Source organism: Bosea sp. 124 (assembly GCF_003046175.1).
Taxonomy (GTDB): Bacteria; Pseudomonadota; Alphaproteobacteria; order Rhizobiales; family Beijerinckiaceae; genus Allobosea.
Genome location: NZ_PZZM01000001.1, coordinates 2,329,384 through 2,355,950, shown reverse-complemented (window position 1 = coordinate 2,355,950; position 26,567 = coordinate 2,329,384). Strand labels below are relative to the sequence as shown.

Sequence of the window (26,567 nt, the reverse complement as noted above, 5' to 3'; positions counted from 1 at the left end):
TTTTGCTTAATTGCTGAGCATGCTGCCAAAAAGCTCGCCTTGCCGAGAATCGGAAATACCGGCCTGATTATGGCGGAAACGCGCCGGAACGAGCGGCTCGATTGGCACGGAGCAGGTAATGGTCTTCGATTTCGTCCGTTCTTCGGTCACTGGCATGACCCTGTCCCTCGCCGTGATGGCGGGCGCCGCGCAGGCAGCCGATCTGCCGACCCGCAAGAGCGCTCCGGTCGTCCCGGTGCCTCCGAGCATCACCTGGTTCGACGTCGCCATCAGCGTCAAGGCGATGACCGACTACAATTTCCGCGGCATCTCGCAGACCGACCGCAAGCCTGCGGTTCAGGGCGGCGCCGAACTGCAGATCTACGACAACCTGTTCTATCTCGGCATCTACGCCTCGAACGTCGATCTGGCGACCCGTCCTGACGCGGAGATCGACTTCTACGGCGGCATCCGTCCGAAATTCGGCAACCTCGCCTTCGATTTCGGTGTCTGGCAGTACTACTACCCGGGCGAGAAGGCCTTCTTCGATGCCGCGGGCGTGCAGTGGACGCCGAAGAACACCGACTACACGGAAGTCTATGGCAAGGTCTCCTATACCTTCGCCGAGACCCTGACTGTCGGCGCTAACGTCTTCTATGCCTGGGACTGGCTCGGAACCGGCGCCCAGGGCACCTATGGCTCGGTCACCGCCAAATACGCCCTGCCCTTCCTCGAGGGGCTCTCCATCTCGGGCGAACTCGGCCGCTACTGGCTCGGCACCACCAATCTGGCGATCTGGTCGACCGTCCCACCGACCAACCTGCCCGACTACACCTACTGGAACGCCGGCATCAGCTACACCTACAAGAACCTGACGGCCGATCTCCGCTATCACGACACCGATCTCTCGAAGGCCGACTGCTTCCTCCTGACGGCCGATCCGCGCGGTATCACCTCGGGCAATGGCCGGTCGAAATGGTGCGGCGCGACTGTTGTCGGCACCCTGTCCTTCGACATCACGGCGAGCAGCATCGGCATCTTCGCCCCGGCCAAGTGAGTTCGGCCCCAACGGGCCTGACCACGCCGACCTGAATAGGAAAAGGCCGCTCTTGCGAGCGGCCTTTTTGCTGTCCGGGCCGTGGGGCGACCCGGCTCAGCTTTCCAGCGACTTCCCGATCCGCCGCATCATCTCGCCGATCGATTCGCATTCGGCGTCGCTCAGTACTGTCATCATCGCCTCCAGCCGGACGACATGGATGGCCATGGCCTTGTCCGTCAGGGTGGTACCGGCCTCGGTGAGCCAGAGCCTGCGGACACGGCGGTCGGCCTCGTCGCTGCGCCGCTCGATCAGGCCGCGGCGCTCAAGTTCCGGCAGGAGCATGCTCATCGCGCTGCGTCCGACCAGCAGTTTCTCCGCCAGCGCCTGCTGGGTCAGCCCCGGCACATGGGCGATATTGGCGAGCACGTCGTAATGCGCGAGCTGGATGCCCAGCGGCGCCAGTGCCTCACCGAAGACCTTCTTCCAGAGCTGATGGACACGCGCCACCGCGATCCAGTTGCGAAAGCGCGGCAGATCCCAGGGCAACCGCCGGGGTATATCGGGACGCGGCGAGGGTTCTTGCTTTTTGTTCATGGTTGAACATATTTGTTCATCAATGAACAAATCAGGACTGGCGCCATGGCCGTCTCGCTCCTCCGCCTGCTCCGGCCCGTCATCCGCATCTCGAGCCTCATTGCACCGCGCCTGACCGGCCGTCTCGCCTTCACGGCCTTCTGCACCCCACCTCGCCCCAAGCAGGGAGCCAATCGCGCGCCTGCGGTCAAGTCCATCACCGCCCGCCTCGACGGTGCGGCGCGGATATCGGTGCCGTTCCCCTGCGGCTCCGTCACCGCTTATCTCTTCGAGCCGCCTGCCATCGCCGAGCCCGAACCGGCGCCGACGGTGATCCTTCTGCATGGCTGGACCGGCGAAGCCGCCTTCATGAGCGCCTTCGTCGCGCCGCTGCTGCGGGCCGGCTTCCGGGTCGTAGCCTTCGATCTGCCGGCCCATGGGCAATCGACCGGCGCCGAACTCAACCTGCCGATCGGCGTCGCGAGCCTGGCTGCCGTGGCGCGCGCCTTTGCTCCCGTGCATGCCATCGTCGCCCATTCCTTCGGCGGCTCGATCGCGCTCGCGGCGCTGGCCGGGACGGTCCCGGCGCAGCCGCGCGTCACGGCGAAGCGCCTGGCCATGATCTCCCCACCCTCATCGATGGCGCAGGTGACGCGGCAATTCGGCACGACGATCGGGCTTGGCCGGCGCGGCCAGGCAGCGCTGGCGGCGCGCATCCACAGTGTCGCAGGCGTGCCGGTCGCGGCCTTCGAGGGCGTCGATCAACTGGCGCGCTTCGGTGGGCCGACGCTGCTCGTGCATTGCCGTGACGACAAGGAGGTTCCCTTCGCCGATGCCGAGGCACTGGCTGAAGCCGGCCCCTTCATCCGCCTGGAGTCGATGCAGGGGCTCGGCCATCGCCGCATCCTGCAATCGCGCCGTGTCACGGCGATCGTCGCGGATTTCGTCGCCGGACGGACCGATGAGCGTTCCGCTCAGACCCAGCCCATCAGTTCGCGCCGCACCACGGCCTCGATGGCGTCCACGCCCTCCGGCGAGGCGTTCAGGCAGGGCAGATAGGCGAAGCGCTCGCCGCCATTGTGCAGGAAGATCTCGCGGTTCTCGACATCGAGTTCCTCGAGCGTCTCCAGGCAGTCGGCCGAGAAGCCGGGCGCGACAATCGCCATCGACTTCGTGCCGGACGACGCCAGCGCCTTCACCGTCTCGTCGGTATAGGGCTGCAGCCATTCGTCGGGCCCGAAGCGTGACTGGAAGGTCATCCTGAAACGCTCGCGGCTGAAGCCGAGTTCCTCGCGCAGCAGCCGCCAGGTCTTGGCGCAGTGGCAGTGATAGGGATCGCCCTTGAGCAGGTATTCCTTCGGCATGCCGTGGAAGGAGCAGAGGATCACCTCGGGCTCGAAATCGAGCTTCGCCAGCGAAGCGCGCATCGAGACCGCCAGCGCTTTGATATAGGCCGGATCGTCATGGTAGGGCGGCGCGACCCGGACCGCCGGCTGCCAGCGCATCGTCATCAGCGCGCGGAAGGCCTGGTCGCAGGCCGTGGCCGAGGTCGGTGCCGCATATTGCGGATAGAGCGGCACCATCAGGATGCGGTCGCAACCCTGGTCGAGCAGCGCCTTCAACCGGCTCTTCACATCCGGGAAGCCGTAGCGCATCGCCCAGTCGAAGACGACGCGGTCCCCGAGTTCAGGCCCGAGACGGGCGGCGAGTTGCTCCGTCTGCGAGCGGGTGATCGTCTTGAGCGGGCCCTCGTCGCGCTCATTGTTCCAGATCGAGGCGTAGTCCTTGCCCTTGCGGCCGGGCCGCGTCGTCAGGATGATCAGGTTGAGCAGCGGCCACCACAGCCAGCGCGAGGTCTCGATGACGCGGCGGTCGGAGAGAAACTCCTTCAGATAGGTCCGCATCGGCCAGTAGCTCGTGCCTTCCGGCGTGCCGAGATTCATCAGCAGGACGCCGATGCGCCCGGTCCGGATGGGTGGGTGATCGGGCGGAAGCGGCACGGCAAAATCAGCGGCCACGGGCTTGGTCTCGACGGTCATGAGCGCGGATATCCTTTAGGCGTGATTTAGACGAGTTCGCGATTTCGTCCAGTGCCGGCGCCGCAGGTGCGACACTGGCGATCCTGTCTTGCGGAGATGGCCGAAGCGGCAGACCATCGATCTGGACACCGCGACGCCCGCGGCGCAGGGAGGAACGCCATGCCGCCGGCCACAGTCAGGGGCCCGGCTTTCGAGCTCAAGGGCCGGATCGTCCATGCGAACAAGGTGATCGTGCCGAAAGCCCTCTACGCCATCAAACCGCCCGCGGGCTTGACGGCCAGCGACCTGCGCCTGCCGAATTTCGTGCGGCGCGAGGATCTGATGAAGCTGCGCAGCGGCACGCAGAAGAACAATCCGAGCCAGTTGGCCTCGGTCCATGGTCTCGTCACCGCCGAATTCTCGGTGATCTTTCCCGATATCGACAAGCAGTGGCAGCGCAGCATCGCGGCTCAGAACCGCGTGACATGGCGCTTCCAGGGCGGAGATGTATTTCTGGAGGCGACGATAGCGGTCCATGTCCTCGAGGATGATCGCCCGCTCGACAAGGACCGCCTCAGCCGGAAGCTGTTTGGGGTCATCTGGGAGCACGAACTTCTGCACGTCCTCGACGACATCGAGATCATGCGCGACTGGCTGCCGGGGCAGGTCCTCGAGGATGAATGGACCAAGAAATTCCTGACGGATGCGCAGGAACTGCCCGAGAGCACATTCGATCACTACATCCGCAAGGACAATCTGACATCCTGGTTCAGGGACGGGCCATGGCTGGCGGAACGCAACCGCCGCGCGGACATCCGCGATTCGGCCGCGAACTACGCCCATGTCAGCGACGCGATCAACACCACCCGCAGCGAGATGACCAATCGCTAGCGCCGGGCGGCGAGCCGCTTGATTGGAACGGCTCGACACTGCGATATTGCGTGCGAGGTCTCCCCATCGCCGCCTCGCCGAGGAAAGCACTCATGACCAAGCTGACCCGCCGCAACGCCCTGGGCGTTATCGCCGCCCCGGCCGCGCTCGCCGCCACCGCGCCGGCCGCGATCGCGCAGACGCCGGCTCCGGCCTTCACGCTGCTGCTGGTCAACGACATCTACAAGATGAGCGACGACAAGGGCCGCGGCGGCTTCGCGCGCGCCGCCGGCATTGCCAGGGCCGAGCGCGCCAAGGGTGTGCCGCTGCTGTTTTGCCATGCCGGCGATTGCTACTCGCCCTCGCTGATGTCGGGCTTCGACCAGGGCGCCCATATCGTCGCGATGCAGAACAAGATGGGGCTCGACGTCTTCGTGCCAGGCAACCACGAATTCGACTTCGGCAAGGAGAACTATCTCAAGCTGACCGCCGCCCAGACCTACCCGACCTTCGCTGCCAATCTGCGCGACGCCGCCGGCCAGCCCTTGCCCGGCCACAAGGACTCCCAGATCTTCGAACTCGGCGGCTTCAAGGTCGGCGTCATCGGCACGGCCTATGACCCGACCCCGCAAATCTCCAATCCCGGCGACCTGAAATTCTCCTCGACCATGGAGGCGCTGCGCCGCGAGGCCCGCGCCCTGAAGAGCCAGGGCGCCGACATCCTCGTCGCCGTCGTCCATGCCGACCGCGCCATGGACAACGAGATCGTGCGCTCCCGCGTCGTCGACATCCTGCTGACCGGCCACGACCACGATCTCGCCATCGCCTATGACGGCAAGGTCGTCATGGTCGAGTCAAACGAGGAGGGCAATTACGTCACCGCGATCGACATCGCCGTCAGCGTCCGCGGCGAGGGCGCCGCCCGGCAAGTCTCCTGGACGCCAACCTTCCGCGTCAATGATTCACGCGGCGCGACGCCCGACCCCGAGGTCGCCGCGCTGGTGAAAGGCTATGAGGGCGAGCTCTCGAAGGAACTCGACATCGACGTCGCGGTGCTGGCCGCTCCGCTCGATTCGCGCACCGGCGTCATCCGCACGCAGGAAACGGCGATCGGCAACCTGATCGCCGACGCGATCAGGACAGCGACCGGCGCGCAGCTCGCCATCACCAATGCCGGCGGCATCCGCGCCAACAAGCAGTATCCGATCGGCCACAAGCTGACCCGGCGCGACGTGCTGAGCGAGCTGCCCTTCGGCAACGCGACCGTGATGGTCGAGATCACCGGCAAGGACGTCAAGGACGCGATCGAGAACGGCCTGCGCGACGCCCCCCAGGGCGCCGGCCGCTTCCCGGTCGTCTCCGGCCTGAAATTCGAGGCCGACCTGAAGCAGCCGCAAGGCTCGCGCGTCACCGCTGTGACGGTCGCCGGCAACCCGATCGACCCGGCCGGAAGATATACGGTCGCCTCGAACAACTTCATGCTGGAGGGTGGCGACGGCTATACCGCGCTGGCGCGCGGCAAGACGTTGATCGGCCTGACCGACGGCAAGCTGATGGCCAATGAGGTGATGGTCTATCTGCGCAGGCTGGGTACGATCGACGCGAAGGTCGAGGGCCGGGCCGTCCTGAAGTGAGCTGCAAGACCGCGCTCGCGGCCTTTCTCGCGAGCGATGAGGCAAAAGGCTGGCGCGATCTGCCGGTCTTCGCTCCCGGCGCGCAGGCGGAGCGCGCCTGTGCCGCCGTCGATGCCGAGCGCGCGGCCGGGCATGTCGTGGCCCCAGTGCCCGAGCGCGTCTTCGCCGCGCTGGCGCTGACCCCGCTCGACGCGGTCCGCGTCGTCATCCTCGGCCAGGACCCCTACCCGACGCCGGGCCATGCCAACGGGCTGGCCTTTTCCTATGTCGGCCCGCCGCCGCTGCCGCGCTCGCTGGTCAACATCGGCAAGGAGCTGTCGGGCGATCTCGACCGCGCCGCGCCCGCCGGCGGCGACCTGACGCCCTGGGCGAAGCAGGGCGTGCTGCTGCTCAACACGGCGCTCACCGTGCGCGAGGGCGCCTCGAAGGCGGGCTCGCATCTGTTGCTCGGCTGGAGCGCGGTCACGGACGCGATCATCGCCGCGGTCTCGCGCGAGCGCCCCCATGCCGTCTTCATCCTCTGGGGCAATCCGGCGCAGGCGAAGCGACCGCTGATCGACGAAAGCCGCCATCTGGTCTTGGCCAGCGCCCACCCCTCGCCGCTCTCGGCGCGACGCGGGTTTTTCGGCTCGAAACCGTTCTCGAAGGCGAATGCCTGGCTGGAAGCGAAGGGTGAAACGCCGGTCGACTGGTAAAGCGCGGGGAACCCTCTCCTGTAAGGAGAGGGTTCCCCGCGCCCTGCTCGGCGACGTATCGTAGGCCCGTCACCCCACAGGCCGCTCATCCGCGATCACCTTGCCATCGTTCGGCAGGGCTCCAAGCGGCAGGATCTCGACCGCGCCGCGCAGCTTCGTGATCTGCTGCAGGCTCGCCGACATCGCATCGACCAGCCCGGCGGCTTCCGCATAGATCTCCGCCTTCAGCGTCATGGTGTCGACCTCGTCGGCACGGCCGACGACCAGGCGCAGCTTGTGGATCTCGCTATGGCGCTTCGCGATTTCCGCGACCTGCTCGGGCCGCACGAACATGCCCTTGATCTTGGCGGTTTGGTCGGCGCGGCCCATCCAGCCCCTGATCCGGGCATTGCTCCGCCCGCAGGCACTGACGCCCGGCATCACGGCGGTGAGATCGCCGACCGCGAGCCGGATCTGCGGATGATGCGGGTCGAGATTGGTGACGACGATCTCGCCGACCTCGCCCTGCTCCACCGGATCGCCGGTGCCTGGCCGCACGATCTCGACGATCAGGTTCTCGTTCAGCACCAGCCCCTCGCGAGCCGGGGTCTCATAGGCGATGATCCCGACATCGGCAGTAGCGTAGAGCTGATAGGCATCGACGCCGCGCTCGCGCACCCAGGCCTGCAGCGAGGGTGGGAAGGCCGCGCCCGAGACCACCGCCCGCTTGATGCAGGAGATGTCGACGCCGCGGCTCTCGGCGGCTTCGATCAGGATCTTCAGGAAATCGGGCGTGCCGGTATAGGCGCTCGGCCGATAGGCGGCGATCACCTCCATCTGCTGCTCGGTATTGCCCGGCCCGGCCGGGATCACGGCGCAGCCGATCGCACGCGCGCCCGAATCCATGATGAAGCCGCCGGGCGTCAGATGGTAGCCGAAGGTGTTGAGCACGATGTCGCCCGGCCGGAAGCCGGCTGCGAACAGCCCGCGCGCGGAGCCCCAGGGATCGCTGCCCGTGCCCTCCGGCTCGAAGATCGGCCCGGGCGAGGTGAAGAGCCGGCCGAAGGCTCCGGACCTGTCGGGAACGAAGCCGCCGAAAGGCAGGCTCTGCTTCTGCAACGCCGGCAGATCGGCCTTGCGCAGGATCGGCAGCGTCGAGAGCGCGTTGCGGTCGGTGATCTCCGCCGGATCGATGCCCTTCAGATGCGCGGCATAGGCCGGCGCCGTCATCGCCTCCGCCAGGGCCGCTGGCAGGCGGGCGAACAGATCGGCCTCGCGGGCTTCGGGCGGCCGGGTTTCGAGAGCGTCGTGATGCTCGGTCATGGGATTCGCCTCGCTCGTCCAGCGCAGTTCCGCAATCCCACAGCCCTCATCCCGAGGAGCCGCGAAGCGGCGTTTCGAAGGATGCTCCAGCGGGCTCTGGCGACATCTGGAACATCCTTCGAGACGCAGCCTGCCGGCTGCTCCTCAGGATGAGGGCCAAGGGTGGGGGGCTTCATCACGACAGCCACCGCTTGCGCCGCTTGTAGCTCTTGACCTCGCGGAAGGACTTCTTGTTGCCCTCGGCGACGCCGAGATAGAACTCCTTCACGTCCTCGTTCTCGCGCAGCATCTTGGCTTCGCCGTCCATGACGACGCGGCCGGTCTCCATGATGTAGCCATAGGTCGCGTAGCGCAGCGCCATGTTGGTGTTCTGCTCGGCGACGAGGAAGGAGACGCCCTCCTCCGCATTCAGCCTTCGCACGATCTCGAAGATCTCCTCGACGATCTGCGGCGCCAGTCCCATCGAGGGCTCGTCGAGCAGGATCATCTTCGGCTTCGACATCATCGCCCGGCCGACCGCGCACATCTGCTGTTCGCCGCCCGAGGTGTAGCCAGCCTGCGAATTGCGGCGCTGCTTCAGCCGCGGGAACAGTTCGTAGATCTTCTCGAGGTCGCGCTTGATCGCGGCATTGCCGTCGCGGCGCGTGAAGGCCCCGGTCAGCAGGTTTTCCTCGATCGAGAGATGGCCGAAACAGTGCCGCCCCTCCATCACCTGGATGCAGCCGCGGCGAACCAGTTCGTTCGGCGACATCCTGTCGACGCGCTCGCCCTCGAACACGATCGAGCCCTTGGTGACCTCGCCGCGCTCGGCCTTGAGCAGGTTCGAGATCGCCTTCAGCGTCGTCGTCTTGCCGGCCCCGTTGGCGCCGAGGATCGCGACGATGCCCCGGCGCGGCACGTGCAGCGACACTCCCTTCAGCACGAGGATGACGTGATCGTAGATCACCTCGATGTTGTTCAGCGACAGGATGTTGTCGGTGGTCGGGGTCGTGGCGGTCGGCTGGTCGAGTGTGGCGGTGGACATCTCGCACTCCTTCCTTCTCCCACCGATCCCGGGCTTGCCCGGAATCGGCGCTTGTCTGCGTATGTCGGGTACACCCGACATACGTCGGGAGAAGGTGGCCCGGCGTAGCCGGGTCGGATGAGGGAAGGACGTATGAGAGGAGTGCTGGACTTCCCTCATACGTCAGCGCTTCGCGCTGCCACCTTCTCCCCCAAGGGGGGAAGGAAGTGGGCGCGTAGCCGTCTCACATCAGGACGACTTCTCGCAGGGCTCGGTCCGCTTCGGCCAGTTGCCGGCCTTGTCGGTGTAGTCCTTGGCGTTGGCCTCGATCAGCGGCCGGACCTCGTCCTTGAGGGGCTCCAGCCACTCGCCGGGCTTCGTCCATTTGGTGCCGTCCCACTCGGCGACATAGGCCTTGCTGTGGCCGGAATGGTCGGTGCAGGAGATCGTGGTCGGCGTGGCGAAGCCTTCCATGCCGATCTCCTTCAGGCGGGCCTCGGTGATGTTGAGGCTCTCCAGGCCGCGGCGCATGTCCTCGGCGTTGACGACCTTCTTGCCGGTCAGCTTCTGGGCGTTGCGCATCGCCTCGACCACGAGCATCGAGTTGTAGACGCCGCGATTATAGAGGTTCTCGCCGACCTTCTCCTTGGGGGCGAGGCTCTTGCCCTTCTCCACGACGTATTTCTGGATGTCCTGGATGACCGGGAAGTTGGTGCCCGCCGCGTTCAGGTTGAGCGACTTGTAGCCCTTCGCCTCCGGCCCGCCGGCGCGCGCGTCGTCGTCACCACCGGCCCACCAGACGCCGACCAGCTTGTTGATCGGGAAGTTGTTCTTGATCGCCTCCTTCACCGCGGTCGGGTTCATCGCACCCCAGCCCTGGTTGTAGAGGTAGTCGGGCCGGTCGCGCCGGATCGAGAGCCAGAGCGAGCCCTGGTTCTGCATGTCGGCGGCGGCCACCGGATAAAGCTTGACCTCGAAGCCGTATTTCTTGGCGAGGTTCTCGAGCACCGGGATCGGCTCCTTGCCGAAGGGCGCGTCGAGATGGATCAGGCCAAGCTTCTTGCCCTTGAGCTTGTCCATGCCGCCGAGTTCGGCGGCCATGTGCTTCACCATCAGCGAAGCACCGTCCCAATAGGTAAAGGGCGGGATGAAGACCCAGGGGAAGGCGGTGCCGTCGGCCGAGGCCGACAGGCCATAGGCCATCGACAGGATCGGGATCTTGTCGATATGGGCGCGCGGGATCGCGGCGAGCGTGGCGCCGGTCGACCAGGGCGAATAGACGATCGTGTTCTTCGACTTCGCCTGCTCGTAGCACTCGATCGACTTCTTGGTGTCGTAGCCGGTCTCGCACTCCTCATAGACGACCTTGACGCCGCCGACGCCGCCGTCGCGCTCGTTGATCATGGTGATGTAATCGCGCATGCCGTCGCCGATCGGGATGCCGGAGCCGGCGAAGGGCCCGGTGCGATAGGCATTGTTGGCGAAATAGACGCTGTCCTGCGCGATAGCCGGCGCAGCGAAGGCGCCGGCCGCCAGCAGCGCCCCGAGAGCAGCGGTCTTCATCAGATGGCGGGTCCTCGGATGAGGTGTCTTCAGATGAGGTGTCTTCATGGATGTCATCCTCCGTTCGTTTCCTCCGGCGGTGGCATCAAGGCCCCGCCGGTCTGCTTTTCGCCCGCGCCATTGAAGGCCGACGCGGATCGTTTCTTGGGTCGTCCCCCGCAGCCTCAATAGGGGAACGGCCACGTCCGCAATTTCTGCTTGCCGATCTGCCAGAGCCGCGCCAGGCCGTGCGGCTCGACGATCAGGAAGAGGATGATCAGCGCGCCGACCAGCATGAAGGTCACGTGCTCGGCGGTGGCCCCCGACATCGGCACGCCGAGCGCCGGCAGGCCGAACTTCATGATCGTCGGCAGGCTGGCGATGAAGGCCGCCCCGAAGAAGGAGCCGATCAGCGAACCCAGCCCGCCGATGATGACCATGAACAGGATGTTGAAGGACAGGCGGATGGTGAAGACGTCGTTGGCCTCGCCGCCGCCATACCAGAGGAAGATCATCATCGCGCCGGCGACGCCGGCATAGAAGGACGAGACTGCGAAGGCGAGCAGCTTGGCGTTGAGCAGCTTGATGCCCATCAGCTCGGCCGCGATGTCCATGTCGCGCACCGCCATCCAGGAACGGCCGATCTTGCCGTGGACGAGGTTCGAGGCGAACCAGGTCATTACGATGACGAGGACGAGGCAGACGAAATAGCGGGTCTCGGGGGCAGCCGAGGCGCCGGTCACGGGGATGCCGAACAGCAGCCGCTGCGGCACCTCGATCGCTCCCGAGGCATTGTAGTTGAACAGCCACGGCACCCGCACGAAGGCCCATTGCAGGAAGAACTGCGCGGCCAGCGTCGCGACAGCGAGGTAGAAGCCTTTGATCCGCAGCGAGGGCAGGCCAAAGAGCACGCCGATCGCCGCCGAGAACAGGCCCGACACCAGCATCAGCACGATGATGTTCACGCCCGGGAAGGCGGTCGTCAGCTTGTAGCAGGCATAGGCACCGACCCCCATGAAGGCCGCGGTGCCGAGCGAGATCAGCCCGGTATAGCCAGTCAGGATGTTCAGCCCGATCGCCGCCAGCGAGAAGACCAGGAAGGGGATCATCACCGAGGTGATGAAGAAGTCATTGCCGATCAGCGGAATGCCGATGAAGGCGATGCCCAGGATGACGGCGAGCCCGATCCGGTCCTGCCGGATCGGGAACACGGCCATGTCGGCGGAGTAGGTCGATTTGAACTGGCCGGCCTCGCGGTAGAACATGGCTTGGCCCTCAAATCCGCTCGATGATCTTGTCGCCGAACAGGCCCTGCGGCCGGAACAGCAGGAAGCCCAGCGCGATGAAATAGGCCAGCCAGCTCTCGATGCCGCCGCCGACCAGCGGGCCCCAGTAGAACTCGCCGAGCTTCTCGCCGATGCCGATGATCAGCCCCCCGATGATCGCGCCGGGGATCGAGGTGAAGCCGCCCAGGATCAGCACCGGCAGCGCCTTCAGCGCCACGATCTCGAGCGCGAAGGAGACGTCGGAGCGCGCGCCCCACATGATACCGGTGATCAGCGCGACGATGCCGGCGGTGAACCAGACGATGACCCAGATCTGGTTCAGCGAGATGCCGACCGAAAGCGCCGCCTTGTGGCTGTCGGCGACCGCCCGCAGCGCCCGCCCGATGCGGGTATACTGGAAGAAGGCGGCGAGCACCGCGATCATCACCGAGGCGATGATCGCGGCGGCGATGTCGATCTTCTGCAGCGAGACCAGCCCACCGAGGATCTTCAGGTCGACCGCCCCTTTGGGCAGCCAGAGCTGGTCGGCGATCATCTGCTTCGGGCTGCCGCCGAAGACGGATTCGCCGAGCCCGATCAGGAAATAGGTGATGCCGAAGGTCGCCATGAACAGGATGATGTCGGGCTGGTTGACCAGCGGCCTTAAGACCACCCGCTCGATCGCGACCGCGAGCAGGAACATCACGCCGAGCGTCAGGATGACGGCAAGGAAGGCCGGCACGCCCTTCTCGTAGAGGCCGACCAGCGTCAGCGCCGCGAACACCACCATGATGCCCTGGGCGAAGTTGAACACGCCCGACGCCTTGAAGATCAGCACGAAGCCGAGCGCGATCAGGGCGTAGAGCACGCCGGAAACCAGCCCCTCCCACACCGTCTGGGCCAGCAGGTCCGGCGCCGCGACCATCTGGTCGAAGGGGTCGATGAAGATCTTGTAGAGCGTTCCCGAGGAATCGAGCCGCGCGCCGAGGATCGCGGCGACGACGATGGCGGCCAGGATCAGTCCGGCCTTGATCCAGGGGTTGGCGAGGAGGTTCGGGGCGGGCCGTGCGGCGACGTCGCTCATGGGTTCGCTCCGTTGGAGGTTGCGGAGAGATGCGCGCGGCTTTCCGTCATGGTCGGGCTTGTCCCGACCATCCACGTCTTCGCTGGTCGAGGACCGTGTTCAAGACGTGGATGCTCGCCACAAGGTCGAGCATGACGGTGAAGACCATCCGTCGTCACGGGGCGGGAGCGGAAGGCAGCCATCAATGCGCCACTCCCAGATAGGCATCGATCACCTTCTGGTCGGCCTTGACCTCGCTGGGCGTGCCATCGGCGATCTTGCGGCCGTATTCGAGCACGACGACACGGTCGGAAAGGTCCATGACCACCCCCATATCGTGCTCGATCAAGGCGATCGTCGTGCCGAACTGCTGGTTCACGTCGAGGATGAAGCGGCACATGTCCTCCTTCTCCTCGAGGTTCATGCCAGCCATCGGCTCGTCGAGCAGCAGGAGCTCGGGCTCCATCGCCAGCGCCCGGCCGAGCTCGACGCGCTTCTGCAGGCCATAGGGCAGCTTGCCCACCGGCAGCTTGCGGATGTGCTCGATCTGCAGGAAGTCGATGATATCCTCGACGACCTTGCGATGCTCGATCTCCTCGGCCATCGCCGGGCCCTGACGCAGCACCTGCCAGAAGAAACCGCGCTTCATCTTCAGCGTGCGCCCGGTCATGATGTTGTCGAGCGTCGACATGCCCTTGAACAGGGCGACGTTCTGGAAGGTACGGGCGATGCCGGCCGCCGCGGCGCGATGCGGCCTCATCTTGTGCCGGCGCTCGCCCTTGAAGATGATCTGCCCTTCCTGCGGCTGGTAGAAGCCGTTGATGCAGTTCAGCATCGAGGTCTTGCCGGCGCCATTGGGGCCGATGATGGCGCGCACCTCGCCCTTGCGGATGTCGAAGGAGACGTCCGAGATTGCCTTCACGCCGCCGAAGCGCAGCGAGACGTTCTCGACGGAGAGCAGCACCTCGCTCTTCTCGCGGACGGGGGCGCCGGTCACGTTCATCGCTTCCGCGTTCATGCTGCGGCCCTCGCCGGCGTCTGCCGTTCCGGTGCCGCGACCGGATAGGTCTTGGCGTCGCGCACCTTGACCCGCGCCGAGATCATACCCTTGCGGCCATCCTCGAAGGTCACTTCCGTCGAGATGTCGGCGGCCTCCGAGCCGTCATAGAGCGCATTCACCAGCGGCGCGTAGCGCTCGGCGATGAAGCCACGCCGGACCTTCTGGGTCCGCGTCAGCTCGCCATCGTCGGCGTCGAGTTCCTTGTGCAGGATCAGGAAGCGCCTGATCTGCGCCCCGCCCATCAGCGGCTCGGCCGCGAGCGAGCGGTTCACCTCGTCGACATGCTCCGCGATCATGTCGTAGACCAGATCGTGCCCGGCGAGTTCCTGGTAGGAGGCGTAGACCACGTTGTTGCGCTCGGCCCAGTTGCCGACCGCCGTCAGGTCGATGTTGAGCGCCACCGTCGCATAGTCGCGGCCCTGCCCGAAGGCCACGACCTCCTTGATGTTGGGATAGAATTTCAGCTTGTTCTCGATGTATTTCGGCGGGAACAGGTCGCCGCTGTTGAGCTTGCCGACATCCTTGGCCCGGTCGATGATCTTGAGGTGGCCCTCGTCGTCGAAGAAGCCGGCATCGCCGGAGCGGACATAGCCGTCGGCGGTCATCGTCTCGGCGGTCTTCTCGGGGTCCTTGAAATAGCCCCCGAAGATCGAGGGCGAGCGGTAGAGCACCTCGCCATTCTCGTCGATCCGGATCTCGACCAGCGGCGCCGGGCGCCCGACCGTATCGGCCCGGATCTCGCCATTGGGCTGCATGGTGATGTAGACGCCGGCTTCCGTCTGTCCGTAGAGCTGCTTCAGGTTGACGCCGATCGAGCGGTAGAAGCGGAACAGCTCGGGCCCGATCGCCTCGCCGGCGGTGTAGCCGACCTTGATGCTCGTCAGGCCGAAGCGGTTGCGCAAGGGTCCGTAGACCAGCACGTCGCCGAGCATGTAGAGCAGGCGCCCGCCGAGCGGCACGCTCTCGCCGTTGAGGATCTTCTCGCCATATTGCTTCGCCACGCCGAGGAAGTAGTGGAACATCTTCCGCTTCAGCGCGCTGGCATCCTCCATCCGCACCATGGTCAGCGTCAGCATGGTCTCGAAGACGCGCGGCGGCGCGAAGGCGTAGGTCGTGCCGACCTCGCGCCGGTCGTCGATCACGGTCTCCGGCCCCTCCGGGCAGTTGACGCAGAAGCCCGCGACGATCGCCTGCGCATAGGAGAAGACATGGTCGCCGACCCAGGCGATCGGCAGATAGGCGATGATCTCGTCGCTCTCGTTCAGCCCGTCGAACTGGCAGCCGATCTCGGCCGCCGTGATGACGTTGGTATGGCTGAGCATGACGCCCTTGGGCCGGCCCGTCGTGCCCGAGGTGTAGAGGATGATGCCGAGATCGGAGCCCTTGCCGGCCAGCATCTCGCGCTCCAGCGCCGCGCTGGCCTCCGGGCTCGTGGCGAGGTCCTTGCGGCCGGTGGCGATGACCTCGTCGATCGCATGCAGCTTGCCGTGGTCGTAGTCGCGCAGGCCCCGGGGCTCGTCATAGAGCATGTGGCGCAGGTTCGGCAGGCGCTCCGCGATCGAGAGGATCTTGTCGACCTGCTCCTGATCCTGCACGCAGGCGAAGACCGCCTCGGCATGGTCGAGCACATAGGCCATCTCGTCGGCGACGCTGTCGGCATAGACCGGCACGGGCACGGCGCCGAGCCATTGCGCGGCCGCCATCGACCAGTACAGCCGCGGCCGGTTGTAGCCGATGATCGCGACCTTCTCGCCGCGCTTCAGCCCGAGAGCCTGCAATCCCCGCGCGAAGCTGCGGACCTGCTCGGCCACCTCCGCCCAGTTCCAGGACTGCCAGATGCCGAGGTCCTTGTGGCGGAACGCGACGCGCCCGCCCCGCTCACGCTCGTTGCGCAGCAGAAGTTTCGGAAAGGTATCCGCCTGGCCGGCGCTCGCGCTTGCCATCGTCCGTCTCCACCCTGAGCAGCCGGCGTACATCGCACCGGCCTTTGTTCGGGCCATTCGGCCCTTGTCGTTGATGCAAGCCTCGCAGCCACGCATGAGCTTTGCAAGGGTGGGCTTGACAGACAATTGGTCTTTTGGAGACTATGGTCTTGCAGAGGTGGGTTTGATCCGCACGCGACACCCGATCGTGACCTGCGTTGCAGCCTCCCGCACCCTGCCCCGCCCGTGCTGTTCCGTCATTGCGAGCGCAGCGCCCCGCAAACGCCCTCAGCCCTCGTAGCGCGCCAACCGTTCGACATCGAGAATCGTCACGCTGCCATGACCGACCTCGAGCAGGCCGAGATCGGCGAGCCTCGAGAGTCCCTGATTGGCGATCTGGCGCGACATGCCGGCGAGCAGGCCGAGCTCCTCCTGGCTGACCTCCAGCGTGCGGCCTTCGTCGGGATAGAGCGTCGGGTTGAACAGCCAGGCGAGGTTGCGCGCCAGCCGCCCGGTCGAGTCGAGCGTGCGCTCGGTCTCAGCCAGCGCGATGAACTGGGCCAGCCGCTCGTTGAACTGGTGCACGAGGAAGCGGTTGAAGGCGGCCGAATGCTCGAAAAGCCAGAGGAAGGTCTGGCGCCGCATCAGCGCCAGCCGCGTCTCGCGCAGCGCCACCAACTCATACCGGCGCAGCTCGCCCTTGATGACGGTGCCCTCGCCGAACCAGGCCCCGGCCCTCATCCCGGCAAGCGTCGCGGATTTGCCCGTCTTCGACGTGGTCGACATCTTGACCAGCCCCTCGGCGATGCCGGTCCAGGCCTCCAGCCGGTCCCCGACATGGCAGATATTGGCGCCCTTGCCGAAGCTCTTGAACGAGATGCCACGCCGCGCCTCCTCGAACTCCTCTTCGCGCAGGTCGCGCGACCAGGCGGCGATACGCCGCAGCTCCTCGGGCAGGATCACGATCGACTCGTCAGCATGGGCAGGGCCGGGCGGCCGAAGCCAGAGGACACCATGCCGGGCGGCCGGGGCAAGTACGACTTTTGCCCGCGCTGCGCCGGAGCCCCTCCCGTCGTGATCGGCCTGTCCGGACCATCCGCGTCTTCGCTGGTCGAGACGTGTTTCCGGGACGTGGACGCGCGCCACAAGGGCGAACATGACGGCGATGATGCAGCGACAGAGCGGGGCCCGGCGGGCGGCGCCGCGATTTGGCCCCGTTTTCGCGCGACGCCAATTCTCGGGCGACGCAAGGCCGCCCGATGGCGCGCCCGGGCAGTCGAGTTTATGATCCATCAACCACGCCGCATCGGCTTCGGTGCATGCAAAGGATACCGGTCTTGACGCAGCGGCCAGCCCGTTCCGCTCTGCTCGCGCTCGCCGGCTGCCTTGGCCTCGCGGGTTTTCCGGCCCCGGCCTCCGCGCACCCGCATGTCTTCGTCACCGCCCGCGCCGAAATCCTGTACGCGCCCGACGGCGCCGTCCGCGCGCTGAAGCACATCTGGAGCTTCGACGAGGCCTATTCCGCCTATATCACCCAGGGCCTAGACAAGAACGGCGACGGCAAACTGACTCCGGACGAGCTCGCCGAACTCGCCAAGGTCAACATCGAATCCCTGCCCGAAGTCGGCTTCTTCACCACCGCGAAGGCCAACGGCAAGCCGCAGGAGTTCGGCCAGCCGGGCGAAGCGGGTCTGGTCTTCGAGAACAAGATCCTGACCCTGACCTACACCCTGCCGCTGAAGGTGCCGGCCCACGCCAACCGCTCCTTCGGCATCGAGATCGGCGACCCGACCTATTTCGTCGCCTTCGACATCGTCGATGCGCCCGACGCGGTGATCACGCGTGACGCCCCCAAGGGCTGCATCGTCCGCGTCGCCCGCCCGCCCAAGCTCGATCCGGCGGTCCAGCAGAAGCTGGCGCAGGAGGACGTCACCGCCACGCCCGACACGAGCTGGCTTCAGGTCACGACCCGCGCGCTCGTCGCATGTCCCTGAATGCCCCGCGCCTTGCGCCGCTGCCGTGGCCGGCGCTGTCCCGGCGCCTGATCGTCATGGCGCTCGCGCTCGCCGTCGTCGCAGCGGGGCTCGCTCTCCTGCTCGCGACGATCGCGGCCTGGAGTCCGCCGCCGCCCCCGCCGCCACGCAATCCTTTCGGCACTGCTTTGCCGCGCGAGGCGCTGCCCGCGACGACCGGCATCGGCGGAATGCTCCTCGCCTGGCAGTCCTCCTTCTATCGCGAGCTGACGGCGACGCTGAAGGCCGTGGCCGCAAGCCCGGCTGCGCTCTGGAGCCTGCTCGGGCTCGCCTTCGGCTATGGCGTCTTCCATGCCGCCGGCCCCGGCCACGGCAAGGCGGTGATATCGGGCTATATCGTCGCCGACGACCGCAGCCTCCGGCGCGGCCTGGCGCTGAGCTTCGCCGCCGCGATCCTGCAGGCCCTCGTCGCGATCGCGCTGGTCGGCACCCTGACGATCGCATTCAACGCAACCGCGAAGACGATGTCGATCGCCACCGACGCCATCGAGACGGCGAGCTTCGCGCTCGTCGCGCTCGTCGGCGCCGTCGTGCTCTGGCGCAAGGCCGGCGCCCTGCTGGCGCTCGGCCCCGGAGCCCCGGTGCACGATCCGTCCTGCGACCATGTCCACATGCCCTCGCCCGACGAGATCGCCCGCCTGCGCAACTGGCGCGAGATGGCCGGAATCGTCCTTGCGGCGGGCCTGCGCCCCTGCGCCGGGGCGCTGATCATCCTGGTCTTCGCCGCCTCGCAGGGCCTGCTCTGGGCCGGCATCGCCGCGACCTTCGCCATGGCGCTGGGCACGGCCCTGACGACGGGGGCGCTGGCGGCCTTCGCCGTCTTCTTCAAATTCGCCGCGCTCAGACTGGCCGGCGGCTCATCGCTGCGCGCAGCAAAGCTCATTGCCGGGCTGGAACTGCTGGCGGCGGCCTTCTTGGCCGTGCTCGGCGCGGCACTGTTCCTCGGTCTCTGGATCGGCGCACAGGGAAACTGACGCGTCGGCACGCCGTCCACGTCGACGGCAGCAGCCTTCCCCAAAACCTTCATTCCACGTTTCGGGCCGTGCTCTAGCTCGCGGTGACGAAGAACAGCCCCTTGGCGTTGAGCTTGTTCGTCATGTTGAAGCCGACCTTCGAGCGGTTTGGCCCGTAGCTCATGATGTCGTCGAGGTCCTTCAGGTTTTCGTCGCTGTCGCGGACATGGACGCCTGCGGCATGTCCGATCTCGTGCAGCAGAGTCCCTGAGTCCGACTTGGGATTGGCGACGTTGATGAAGACATAGGGCCGTCCCTTGATTTGCGGTGTCGTCCCGTGGGGGGAGCTCGCGCATGTCTGCCCCGGCGAGCATTCGGCCGCCGTCGTCCTGCAGAAGAAGACGCTGAGGCGGTTCGCCGATTGCGGCACCATCTTCTCCGCCATTGCGATCGCGTTCTCGACATCGGGCTGGCCAAGCACCTCGCCGTCGAAGGCGACCTCGTAGCGATTGGGCAGCACCGCGAGGTCATGCGTCGGCAGGCTCTCCCGCAGGATTTCACGCGCCCTCTGGATCAGCCGGCCGGAAATCGTCTCGCCGAGTGCGGCCCTGGTCCAGAACAATGTCAGATGGATCGTCTTCTTCGTGCCCGCGGCAGCGGCGGGAGCGGTGTTCTTCTTGAGATAATCCCGCGCTTGCTGGACCTGGTCCGACGGCAGCCAGGATGGCGGCGTCGGCAGCTTGCGGTTGGTCACCACATCCATGGCGAAGCGGATGCGCTCCATATTGGGTCCGCCCCAGACATCGTAGACCGCCATCTGCGCGCGCATGTCCCGCACGGCGAGTGGGCCGATCTCCTGCAGCGCGGTCAGCATGCCCGGCATGTTGTAGCCGTTGATCAGGTCGTAGGCGTTCTTCCAGTCCTTGGCCTTGGCGTAGGCGACGAATGGGGCGAAGTAGCTCATCAGGTCCTCCATTGCGCAGGACGGCATCGCTCGGGGCCAGTCTCGGACCAGCTCCGCCGATGATATTCAGCGCGCGGCGCGCGCCTCGCAAGTGCGATCCCTGTACTGCCGGCCCTTCACGGCAGACGGCTTTGGCGTAGACTGCCCGCGCCGGATCGGGGCACGCCTCTTGCGTCGCGCGACCGTCCAGAGAAAGGCCTACCCTTGACTGAACCCTGCGACCTCAGCGCCGTCGAGGCCCGTGCCTTGATCGGAGCCAAGAAGCTTTCCGCCGTCGAACTGCTCGAAAGCTGCATCGCGCGCACCGACGCCGTCGATCCCGCCGTCAACGCCATGGTCGCCCGCGACGACGAGCGCGCCCGCGCCGCCGCGAAGGCGGCCGATGCGGCCACCCTGCGCGGCGATGCGCTGCCCGCCCTTCACGGCCTGCCGCTCGGCGTCAAGGATCTCGAAAACGTCGCGGGACTGCGCACAACCTATGGCAGCCAGCTCTACCGCGACCATGTTCCGGCCGAAGACCAGCTCATCGTCGCCAAGGTGCGCGCCGCGGGCGCGATCGTGCTCGGCAAGACCAACACGCCCGAATGGGGCGCCGGCGCCAACACCCGCAACGCCGTCTACGGCGCGACCGGAAACCCGTTCGACCCGATGAAATGCGCCGCCGGCTCCTCGGGCGGCTCAGGCGTCGCGCTGGCGACGGGCATGGTGCCGATCGCCACCGGCTCGGACACCGGCGGCTCGCTGCGCAACCCTGCCGCCTATAACGGCATCGTCGGTTTCCGGCCTTCGCCGGGCCTCGTGCCGAGCGAGAAGCGCCCTCTCGGCTGGAATCCGCTCTCCGTGCTCGGCCCGATGGCGCGCACCGTGCCCGATCTCTGCCTGTTGCTCTCGACCATGGTCGGCGACGATTCAGCCGACCCGCTGGCGACGACGATCCACGGCAGGACCGTCCGCCGGCCGGAGGATTTCGCGCGGCCGGAGACCATCGACCTCGCCTCCCTCAAGGTCGCGATCACACCGGATTTCGGCTTCGCACCGACAGAAAAGCACATCCGCAAGGTCTTCGCGCAGAAGGTCGGCGCCTTCTCCTCGCTGTTCGCCGTGGCGGAGGAGATGACCCCGGATTGCTCCGGCACCGACGAGACCTTCGAGGTGCTGCGCTCGGTCTCCTTCCTCGCCAACATGTATGACAGGGTCCGCGACACGCCCGAAATGGTCGGCCCCAATGTCCGCGCCAATGTCGAGGAAGGCCTGCGCTATGGCGCGCTCGACATCACCCGCGCGCTGAAGCAGCAGACCGCGATCTACCAGCGCTGGCAGGGCTTCTTCGAGGACTACGACGTCATCCTGTCGCCGGCCGTCACGCTGAGCCCGCGCCCCTGGTCGGAGCTCTACCCGGCCGAGATCGACGGCAAGCCGACCCGAACCTATTTCCACTGGCTGGCGCTGGCTTATGCCGCGACCACCGTCGGCCACCCGGCGATTTCGTTGCCGGTCGGGCTCGACGATCACGGCATGCCCTTCGGGTTGCAGATCGTCGGCCCGCGCGGCGGCGATGCCAAGGTCCTGGCCGTGGCGGCCGCGCTCGAGCGGGCGCTGGCAGGCGACGCCCTGACGGCAAGGCCGGTGCCGGACATCGCCGGGCTGGCGTCTGCGCCGCGCATCGCCGAGACGCCGGGTTTCCTGGGTTTCGATTGAACCGTTCGCGCTGCGCGCAGAGGCCGCAGGCCAGGACGGCAGAAACGTCCAAGACAGGCTTCCCTGCGCACGCGTCCCATGCAGTCATTGTGAAGAACATTCAGGGGGTCAAGTCGATGAAGCGTCGTACATTTCTGAAGGGGGCAACTGCCCTGACCCTGGCGGGGCCGGGCCTGATCGGGCGCGCCTCCGCGCAATCGGCGACCACGCTGAAATTCGTGCCGCAGGCCAACCTGACGGCGCTCGATCCCGTCTGGACGACAGCGACCGTGACCAATAATCACGGCTATTACGTCTACGATACGCTCTACGGGCTCGACCTCGCCGGCAAGCCGCAGCCGCAGATGATCGAAAGCCACGAGGTTGCGCCGGACGGCAAGAGCTGGCGCTTCAAGCTGCGCGACGGGCTGGCCTTCCACGACGGCGCCGCCGTCAAGGCCGCCGACGCCTTGCAGAGCCTCAAGCGTTGGGTCCAGCGCGACCCCTACGGCCAGCTCCTCGAAAAGGTCATGGAATCATCCGCCGCGGTCGACGACAAGACCTTCGAGATCAAGTTGACCCGGGCCTTCCCGATGCTGCTCGACGTTCTCGCCAAGGCGGATTCGCCGCTCTTCATCATGCCGGAGCGCCTGGCGCAGACCGATGCGACCAAGCAGGTCACCGAAGTCATCGGGTCGGGCCCTTACCGCTTCATTCCGGCTGAGTTCGTCTCGGGCAGCAAGGTCGCCTATGAGAAGTTCGAGGCGTACAAGCCCCGCACCGAACCCTCCAGCCGCAATGCCGGCGGCAAGGTCGCGAACTTCAAGCGCATCGAATGGCAGATCCTGCCCGACCCGGCGACCGCGGCGAACGCGCTGATCAAGGGCGAGGTCGACTGGTGGGAGCGGCCGCTCAGCGATCTCCAGCCGATGCTGGCCAAGAGCCCCGACATCACTCGCGAGGTCACGGACGAATCCGGGCGCGGCACCATCATGCGGATGAACCATCTGCAGCCGCCCTTCAACAATCCGAAGGTGCGCGCCGCGGTCCGCATGGCGGTGAATCAAGAAGACTATATGCGCGCCACCCAGGGCGACGACACCTCGATCTGGAAGACCTCGCGTAATCTCTGGTTCCGCGGCACGCCCTATTACGACGGCGAGCTCGAGGACCTGATGCCGCAGAGCGTCGACAAGGCCAAGGCGGCGCTGAAGGACTCCGGCTACAATGGCGAGAAGGTCGTCATCATCAGCCCGACCGACTTCCCCGACATCGGGCCGCTCGGCGACGTGACCTACGAACTGCTCAAGAGCATCGGCATGAACGTCGAGTTCGTCGCCAGCGACTGGGGAACGGTGATCCAGCGCCGCAACAGCCGCGAGCCCGTCGAGAAGGGCGGCTGGAGCATCTTCCACACCACCGGATCGGCCAATGGCTGGAGCAATCCGGCGCTGTCCTATCTGGTGCGCGGCCAGGGCGCCAAGGGCTGGTTCGGCTGGTATGAGAGCGCGAAGGCCGAGGAACTCGCGGAGGAATGGCTCTACGCCCCCGACGAGGCCGCGCAGAAGAAGATTGCCGCCACGCTCGGCCGGCTGGCGCTGGAGGAGAGCGCGACGATCCCGCTCGGCGTGTTCCAGATCCGCACGGCCTATCGCAAGAGCCTGACTGGCATGCAGAAGGGCTCGGCGCCCTATCCGTGGGGCCTGAAGCGCGTCTGACACGCCTGCGGCGTACGCTCGCCGTCATGGTCGGCCCTGTGCCGACCATCCATGTCTTCGCCGCTCGAGTGCGGTGTTCAAAACGTGGATGCTCGCCACAAGGGCGAGCATGACGGGATGGTACCTCGCAACTACGCCCGCGCCGCCACCGCCGCCGACCAGGGCGAGATCACGTCGCTGATGCCCTCGGCGCCGTCGGTATCGACGCGGATCAGGTTGGGGCAGGCGAAGTTGATCGGCAGCACGCCGTGCTCGACGACGACGAGCGGGCCGGCCGCTTCCAGCGCGGCCAGGGTCTCGACCGGCAGGCGCAGATCGGCGCTGGTCTGGTCCGGCCCCGACACGTCGATGCGCGGCAGATGCGCCGCTTCCTCCAGACTGAGCTCGCAATCCACCGTCCAGGCCAGCATCTGGTAGACGCTCGCCAGGATGCGCCGCCCGCCCGACGAGCCGCCGGCGAAGCGCGGCCAGCTTCCATCCTTCGGCGTCACGATCACCGGGCACATGTTGCAGAGCGGCCGGGCGCCGGGCGCGATCGCATTGGCGCTGCCGGGCCGCGGGTCGAACCACATCATGCCGTTGTTCATCAGCACGCCGGTGTCGGGCAGCACGACGCGGCTGCCCATCGAGGAGAGCAGCGTCGTCGTCACCGAGACGAGCGTGCCTTCGCCGTCGACGACGGTCAGATGCGTGGTGCAGGTATCGCCCGGCTCCTTCGCGGCCTGTGCTGCGCCCAACCCTTCGAGGCGGCTGGCGTAGGCCTCCCGCATCACGCGCGAGAGTGTCGCGAACCAGTCCGCATCGGGCCCGGCCGGCCCGGGCTTGTCCGAGGCCATGCCCTCGACCACGGCTTCCAAGGTCGGCGCGGCCGTCAGCCCGCCGGCTGTGTGGACGAGATGCGTGCCGCGCCAGTCGATCGTCGGCGCGTCCCGGACGATCGCCTTGCAATCCGCGAGGTCCTGCGCATCGACCACGCCGCCCATCGCCTTGATATCGGCCACAAGCCGGCCGGCGACGTCGCCACGATAGAAATCGTCGAGCCCGGCCGAGGCGAGGCGCTCCAGCGTCGCCGCCAGATTGCCGAGCCGGAAGAAGCCGGGCTTGCCCTGATAGGGCGGCACCGGCGGCAGGCCGTTCGGCAGGTAGATCCGCGCGCTCTCCTCATAGAGCCGCAGCACCGAAGCCGACGAGGAGACCTTCAGCGTCGTGTACCAGTCCTGCGCCAGGCCGCGCTTCGCCAGGGCGATCGCCGGCGCCAGCAACTCCGAGACCGGCATCGCCGTGCCGAAGCTCTCCTTCAGCCTGGCGTAGCCCGCGACCGAGGACGGGATGACGAAGGAAAGCGGGCCGTGGATGTTCACGTCTCCGACCACCTCGGGCCAGGTGAACAGGTCCTTCTTCATCTCGCCGGTCAGCGGATAGGCCCCCGGGTCGGCCCCGCGCGGCGCGACAGGGCCGAAATCCACGACCTTGGCGGTCGTCTCATTGGCCTTGAGGACGACCGCGAAGCCGATGCCGCCGAGCCCGCTGTTCCAGGGCTCGACCGCCGCCAGCGCGAAACAGGCCGCCACGGCCGCATCCGCCGCGTTGCCGCCGGCCTCGAGGACCGCGGCGCCGGCCTCGGCCGCCTCGCGGTTCTGCGAGACGACGATGCCGTTGCGCCCGCTCGCCATCGGCTTGCTCAGCGTCCAGTTCTGCGTGCGGTAAGGCACAGCCTCTTTCGGTTCGACAACGGCCATCGGCGAGAATTCCCCCATCATGCGCGAGCGCGTCGCGGGGCCGCCGGACATCGGCGGGGCCGCGACGCGAGTGCCGAAGATATATGACAGAGCCCGGCGACGAATGCGCCGGCCCGATTGGCCGGGGGCCATGCCGGCGCGGCATGCCGGGACGGCACGAGACCCCGCCCCGCCGGGCGATCAGGCCCGGGTCAGGCGCTCAGGGCCGGGCTTGCGGCGCCTGCTCCTGCTCCTGCCTGCGCTTGGCCTCATCGTCCATCAGCTCGTACCACATCGCGTTCAGCACCGCGAAAGCGGCGGCGAGCGGCAGGCCGAGCAGCCAGGAAAAATACCACATGGCGGTTACCTTTCGGGATCAGTAGGCGTGGCCGGATTCGTCGCGGATCACCTGTTCCTCGACCTTGCCCCACAGCACCCGGTAGACCCAGGTCGTGTAGGCCAGGATGATCGGCAGGAAGATCGCGGTCGAAACCAGCATGATGAACAGCGTCATATGGCTGGAGGACGCATCCCACACCGTCAGGCTGGCCTTCGGCTGGACCGAGGACGGCAGGATGAAGGGGAACATCGAGACGCCGACCGTCGAGATGATGCCGAAGATCGAAAGCTTGCTGGCGAGCAGGGTCGGCACCTCGTGGCGCCCGCCGCGCTGGCCGAGAAAGGCCCCGGCCGCGCCGAGGAAGCCGAGCGCGGGCGCGATCAGCAGCCAGGGCCGGGCGGCATAGTTGGAGAACCACGCCATCCCGTCGACGGCGACGGTCTTGAGCAGCGGATTGGAGGGCCCGGTCGGGTTCACCGTGCTGGTGATCCTGTAGCCGTCCACGCCGAGCCAGAGCCACAGGCCGCCCAGCGCGAAGAGCACGATCGTCGCCAGCGCCGCGATGCTGCCATAGCGCCGCGCCCGCACCGAGACCTCGCCCGACGTCTTCAGCATCAGCCAGCCGGCTCCGTGCATCGTCAGCATCGCGACCGACAGAAGCCCGCAGAGCAGCGCGAACGGATTGAGCAGGCCAAAGAAGCTGCCGTCATAGAAGATGCGCAGGTCGTCATTGAGCCGGAATGGCACGCCCTGCAGGACATTGCCGACCGCGACGCCGAAGATCAGCGACGGCACGAAGCCCCCAACGAACAGCGCCCAGTCCCAGCCGGAACGCCAGGCCGCGCTCGGGCGCTTGGAACGGTACTTGAACCCGACCGGCCGCAGGATCAGCGCGGCCAGGATCGCAAACATCGCGAGATAGAAGCCCGAGAACGACACCGCATAGAGCGGCGGCCAGGCGGCGAAGATCGCCCCGCCCCCCAGGATGAGCCAGACCTGGTTGCCCTCCCAGACCGGGCCGATGGTGTTGATGACGACGCGCCGCTGCACGTCGCCCTTGCCGACGAAGGGCAGCAGGATGCCGACGCCGAGATCGAAGCCGTCCATGACGGCAAAGCCGATCAGCAGGATGCCGAGCAGCAGCCACCAGATCAGGCGCAGCGTGTCGTAGTCGATGAGCTGATGAAGGATCATGATGG

General features: G+C 66.7%; 24 protein-coding genes. 9 read left to right on the top strand and 15 right to left on the bottom strand.

Annotated features, from left to right (window positions below):
* Nucleotides 1–6: 6 nt before the first annotated feature.
* On the bottom strand, nt 7–156 hold the full coding sequence (locus C8D03_RS26435) for a hypothetical protein (protein ID WP_181300881.1): 150 nt from the start codon (nt 154–156) through the stop codon (nt 7–9).
* Here C8D03_RS26435 and C8D03_RS11085 point away from each other — a divergent pair.
* Complete coding sequence (locus tag C8D03_RS11085; protein WP_181300879.1) at nt 155–1,036, top strand: TorF family putative porin; 882 nt, start codon at nt 155–157, stop codon at nt 1,034–1,036. The genes C8D03_RS26435 and C8D03_RS11085 overlap by 2 nt on opposite strands.
* 96 nt (nt 1,037–1,132) lie before the next feature.
* Here the strand turns inward: C8D03_RS11085 and C8D03_RS11080 are convergent, their stop codons facing one another.
* Nucleotides 1,133–1,612: a MarR family winged helix-turn-helix transcriptional regulator gene (locus C8D03_RS11080; RefSeq protein WP_108046311.1), complete on the bottom strand. Its 480-nt coding sequence runs from the start codon at nt 1,610–1,612 to the stop codon at nt 1,133–1,135.
* 45 nt (nt 1,613–1,657) lie between these two features.
* Here C8D03_RS11080 and C8D03_RS11075 point away from each other — a divergent pair, with 45 nt between their 5' ends.
* Nucleotides 1,658–2,650: an alpha/beta fold hydrolase gene (locus tag C8D03_RS11075; RefSeq protein ID WP_108046310.1), complete on the top strand. Its 993-nt coding sequence runs from the start codon at nt 1,658–1,660 to the stop codon at nt 2,648–2,650.
* Here the strand turns inward: C8D03_RS11075 and hemH are convergent.
* A complete protein-coding gene (gene hemH, locus C8D03_RS11070) occupies nt 2,566–3,630 on the bottom strand; it encodes a ferrochelatase (RefSeq protein ID WP_108046309.1) in 1,065 nt (354 codons plus the stop codon). The genes C8D03_RS11075 and hemH overlap by 85 nt on opposite strands.
* Nucleotides 3,631–3,789: 159 nt before the next feature.
* Here hemH and C8D03_RS11065 point away from each other — a divergent pair, with 159 nt between their 5' ends.
* The 3 genes from C8D03_RS11065 to ung all read left to right on the top strand — a co-directional run bounded on the left by C8D03_RS11065 (nt 3,790) and on the right by ung (nt 6,808).
* Complete coding sequence (locus tag C8D03_RS11065) at nt 3,790–4,500, top strand: hypothetical protein (RefSeq protein ID WP_108046308.1); 711 nt, start codon at nt 3,790–3,792, stop codon at nt 4,498–4,500.
* Nucleotides 4,501–4,592: 92 nt separating this feature from the next.
* Entirely contained in the window at nt 4,593–6,113 is a 1,521-nt protein-coding gene (locus tag C8D03_RS11060; RefSeq protein WP_108046307.1) for a bifunctional metallophosphatase/5'-nucleotidase, read from the top strand.
* Nucleotides 6,110–6,808, top strand: a complete 699-nt coding sequence (ung, locus tag C8D03_RS11055) for a uracil-DNA glycosylase (protein ID WP_108046306.1) — start codon at nt 6,110–6,112, stop codon at nt 6,806–6,808. The genes C8D03_RS11060 and ung overlap by 4 nt, the downstream gene beginning before the upstream one ends.
* A 69-nt stretch (nt 6,809–6,877) precedes the next feature.
* On the opposite strand, the gene C8D03_RS11050 is transcribed toward ung, so the two are convergent.
* The 8 genes from C8D03_RS11050 to C8D03_RS11015 all read right to left on the bottom strand — a co-directional run bounded on the left by C8D03_RS11050 (nt 6,878) and on the right by C8D03_RS11015 (nt 16,928).
* Nucleotides 6,878–8,110 carry a phenylacetate--CoA ligase family protein gene (locus C8D03_RS11050; protein ID WP_108046305.1) on the bottom strand — a complete coding sequence of 411 codons (1,233 nt, stop codon included), beginning with the start codon at nt 8,108–8,110 and terminating at the stop codon, nt 6,878–6,880.
* A gap of 175 nt (nt 8,111–8,285) precedes the next feature.
* Entirely contained in the window at nt 8,286–9,134 is an 849-nt protein-coding gene (locus C8D03_RS11045) for an ABC transporter ATP-binding protein (RefSeq protein ID WP_108046304.1), read from the bottom strand.
* 228 nt (nt 9,135–9,362) lie between these two features.
* Nucleotides 9,363–10,724, bottom strand: coding sequence for an ABC transporter substrate-binding protein (locus C8D03_RS11040; protein WP_248308429.1), 1,362 nt, complete (start codon nt 10,722–10,724; stop codon nt 9,363–9,365).
* A 116-nt stretch (nt 10,725–10,840) separates the two neighbouring features.
* Nucleotides 10,841–11,920: a branched-chain amino acid ABC transporter permease gene (locus tag C8D03_RS11035; RefSeq protein WP_108046302.1), complete on the bottom strand. Its 1,080-nt coding sequence runs from the start codon at nt 11,918–11,920 to the stop codon at nt 10,841–10,843.
* Between the two features lie 10 nt (nt 11,921–11,930).
* On the bottom strand, nt 11,931–12,845 hold the full coding sequence (locus C8D03_RS11030) for a branched-chain amino acid ABC transporter permease (protein WP_108051504.1): 915 nt from the start codon (nt 12,843–12,845) through the stop codon (nt 11,931–11,933).
* Between the two features lie 340 nt (nt 12,846–13,185).
* A complete protein-coding gene (locus tag C8D03_RS11025) occupies nt 13,186–14,001 on the bottom strand; it encodes an ABC transporter ATP-binding protein (protein ID WP_108046301.1) in 816 nt (271 codons plus the stop codon).
* A complete protein-coding gene (locus C8D03_RS11020) occupies nt 13,998–15,986 on the bottom strand; it encodes an AMP-dependent synthetase/ligase (RefSeq protein WP_108046300.1) in 1,989 nt (662 codons plus the stop codon). The genes C8D03_RS11025 and C8D03_RS11020 overlap by 4 nt, the downstream gene beginning before the upstream one ends.
* 267 nt (nt 15,987–16,253) lie before the next feature.
* A complete protein-coding gene (locus tag C8D03_RS11015; protein WP_108046299.1) occupies nt 16,254–16,928 on the bottom strand; it encodes a Crp/Fnr family transcriptional regulator in 675 nt (224 codons plus the stop codon).
* Nucleotides 16,929–17,302: 374 nt separating this feature from the next.
* Here C8D03_RS11015 and C8D03_RS11010 point away from each other — a divergent pair, with 374 nt between their 5' ends.
* The gene (locus C8D03_RS11010; protein ID WP_181300875.1) at nt 17,303–17,959 is read left to right on the top strand and encodes a DUF1007 family protein; all 657 of its coding nucleotides are present in this window, start codon (nt 17,303–17,305) and stop codon (nt 17,957–17,959) included.
* Nucleotides 17,950–18,972, top strand: coding sequence for a nickel/cobalt transporter (locus tag C8D03_RS11005; RefSeq protein ID WP_108046297.1), 1,023 nt, complete (start codon nt 17,950–17,952; stop codon nt 18,970–18,972). Before C8D03_RS11010 ends, C8D03_RS11005 begins: the two co-directional genes overlap by 10 nt.
* 73 nt (nt 18,973–19,045) lie before the next feature.
* Here C8D03_RS11005 and C8D03_RS11000 read toward each other — a convergent pair whose 3' ends face one another.
* Nucleotides 19,046–19,915, bottom strand: coding sequence for a hypothetical protein (locus C8D03_RS11000; protein WP_146170148.1), 870 nt, complete (start codon nt 19,913–19,915; stop codon nt 19,046–19,048).
* A gap of 204 nt (nt 19,916–20,119) precedes the next feature.
* Here C8D03_RS11000 and C8D03_RS10995 point away from each other — a divergent pair, with 204 nt between their 5' ends.
* On the top strand, nt 20,120–21,613 hold the full coding sequence (locus tag C8D03_RS10995; RefSeq protein WP_108046295.1) for an amidase: 1,494 nt from the start codon (nt 20,120–20,122) through the stop codon (nt 21,611–21,613).
* 116 nt (nt 21,614–21,729) lie between these two features.
* A complete protein-coding gene (locus C8D03_RS10990; RefSeq protein ID WP_108051502.1) occupies nt 21,730–23,310 on the top strand; it encodes an ABC transporter substrate-binding protein in 1,581 nt (526 codons plus the stop codon).
* Between the two features lie 131 nt (nt 23,311–23,441).
* Here the strand turns inward: C8D03_RS10990 and C8D03_RS10985 are convergent, their stop codons facing one another.
* From C8D03_RS10985 to cydB, 3 genes are all read right to left on the bottom strand, one after another.
* Entirely contained in the window at nt 23,442–25,049 is a 1,608-nt protein-coding gene (locus C8D03_RS10985) for a gamma-glutamyltransferase (protein WP_210203916.1), read from the bottom strand.
* Nucleotides 25,050–25,248: 199 nt separating this feature from the next.
* On the bottom strand, nt 25,249–25,386 hold the full coding sequence (gene cydX, locus C8D03_RS10980) for a cytochrome bd-I oxidase subunit CydX (protein ID WP_108046294.1): 138 nt from the start codon (nt 25,384–25,386) through the stop codon (nt 25,249–25,251).
* 18 nt (nt 25,387–25,404) lie between these two features.
* A complete protein-coding gene (cydB, locus tag C8D03_RS10975) occupies nt 25,405–26,562 on the bottom strand; it encodes a cytochrome d ubiquinol oxidase subunit II (protein ID WP_108046293.1) in 1,158 nt (385 codons plus the stop codon).
* Between the last annotated feature and the right edge of the window lie 5 nt (nt 26,563–26,567).

Bases quoted from the DNA above. Each gene is read 5' to 3' on its own strand.
- C8D03_RS11085 (WP_181300879.1), top strand. From the start codon at position 155: ATGACCCTGTCCCTCGCCGTGATGGCGGGCGCCGCGCAGGCAGCCGAT.
- C8D03_RS26435 (WP_181300881.1), bottom strand. From the start codon at position 156: ATGCCAGTGACCGAAGAACGGACGAAATCGAAGACCATTACCTGCTCC.
- C8D03_RS11080 (WP_108046311.1), bottom strand. From the start codon at position 1,612: ATGAACAAAAAGCAAGAACCCTCGCCGCGTCCCGATATACCCCGGCGG.
- C8D03_RS11075 (WP_108046310.1), top strand. From the start codon at position 1,658: ATGGCCGTCTCGCTCCTCCGCCTGCTCCGGCCCGTCATCCGCATCTCG.
- hemH (WP_108046309.1), bottom strand. From the start codon at position 3,630: ATGACCGTCGAGACCAAGCCCGTGGCCGCTGATTTTGCCGTGCCGCTT.
- C8D03_RS11065 (WP_108046308.1), top strand. From the start codon at position 3,790: ATGCCGCCGGCCACAGTCAGGGGCCCGGCTTTCGAGCTCAAGGGCCGG.
- C8D03_RS11060 (WP_108046307.1), top strand. From the start codon at position 4,593: ATGACCAAGCTGACCCGCCGCAACGCCCTGGGCGTTATCGCCGCCCCG.
- C8D03_RS11050 (WP_108046305.1), bottom strand. From the start codon at position 8,110: ATGACCGAGCATCACGACGCTCTCGAAACCCGGCCGCCCGAAGCCCGC.
- C8D03_RS11045 (WP_108046304.1), bottom strand. From the start codon at position 9,134: ATGTCCACCGCCACACTCGACCAGCCGACCGCCACGACCCCGACCACC.
- C8D03_RS11040 (WP_248308429.1), bottom strand. From the start codon at position 10,724: ATGAAGACACCTCATCTGAAGACACCTCATCCGAGGACCCGCCATCTG.
- C8D03_RS11035 (WP_108046302.1), bottom strand. From the start codon at position 11,920: ATGTTCTACCGCGAGGCCGGCCAGTTCAAATCGACCTACTCCGCCGAC.
- C8D03_RS11030 (WP_108051504.1), bottom strand. From the start codon at position 12,845: ATGGTCGCGGCGCCGGACCTGCTGGCCCAGACGGTGTGGGAGGGGCTG.
- C8D03_RS11025 (WP_108046301.1), bottom strand. From the start codon at position 14,001: ATGAACGCGGAAGCGATGAACGTGACCGGCGCCCCCGTCCGCGAGAAG.
- C8D03_RS11020 (WP_108046300.1), bottom strand. From the start codon at position 15,986: ATGGCAAGCGCGAGCGCCGGCCAGGCGGATACCTTTCCGAAACTTCTG.
- C8D03_RS11005 (WP_108046297.1), top strand. From the start codon at position 17,950: ATGTCCCTGAATGCCCCGCGCCTTGCGCCGCTGCCGTGGCCGGCGCTG.
- C8D03_RS11000 (WP_146170148.1), bottom strand. From the start codon at position 19,915: ATGAGCTACTTCGCCCCATTCGTCGCCTACGCCAAGGCCAAGGACTGG.
- C8D03_RS10990 (WP_108051502.1), top strand. From the start codon at position 21,730: ATGAAGCGTCGTACATTTCTGAAGGGGGCAACTGCCCTGACCCTGGCG.
- C8D03_RS10985 (WP_210203916.1), bottom strand. From the start codon at position 25,049: ATGGCCGTTGTCGAACCGAAAGAGGCTGTGCCTTACCGCACGCAGAAC.
- cydX (WP_108046294.1), bottom strand. From the start codon at position 25,386: ATGTGGTATTTTTCCTGGCTGCTCGGCCTGCCGCTCGCCGCCGCTTTC.
- cydB (WP_108046293.1), bottom strand. From the start codon at position 26,562: ATGATCCTTCATCAGCTCATCGACTACGACACGCTGCGCCTGATCTGG.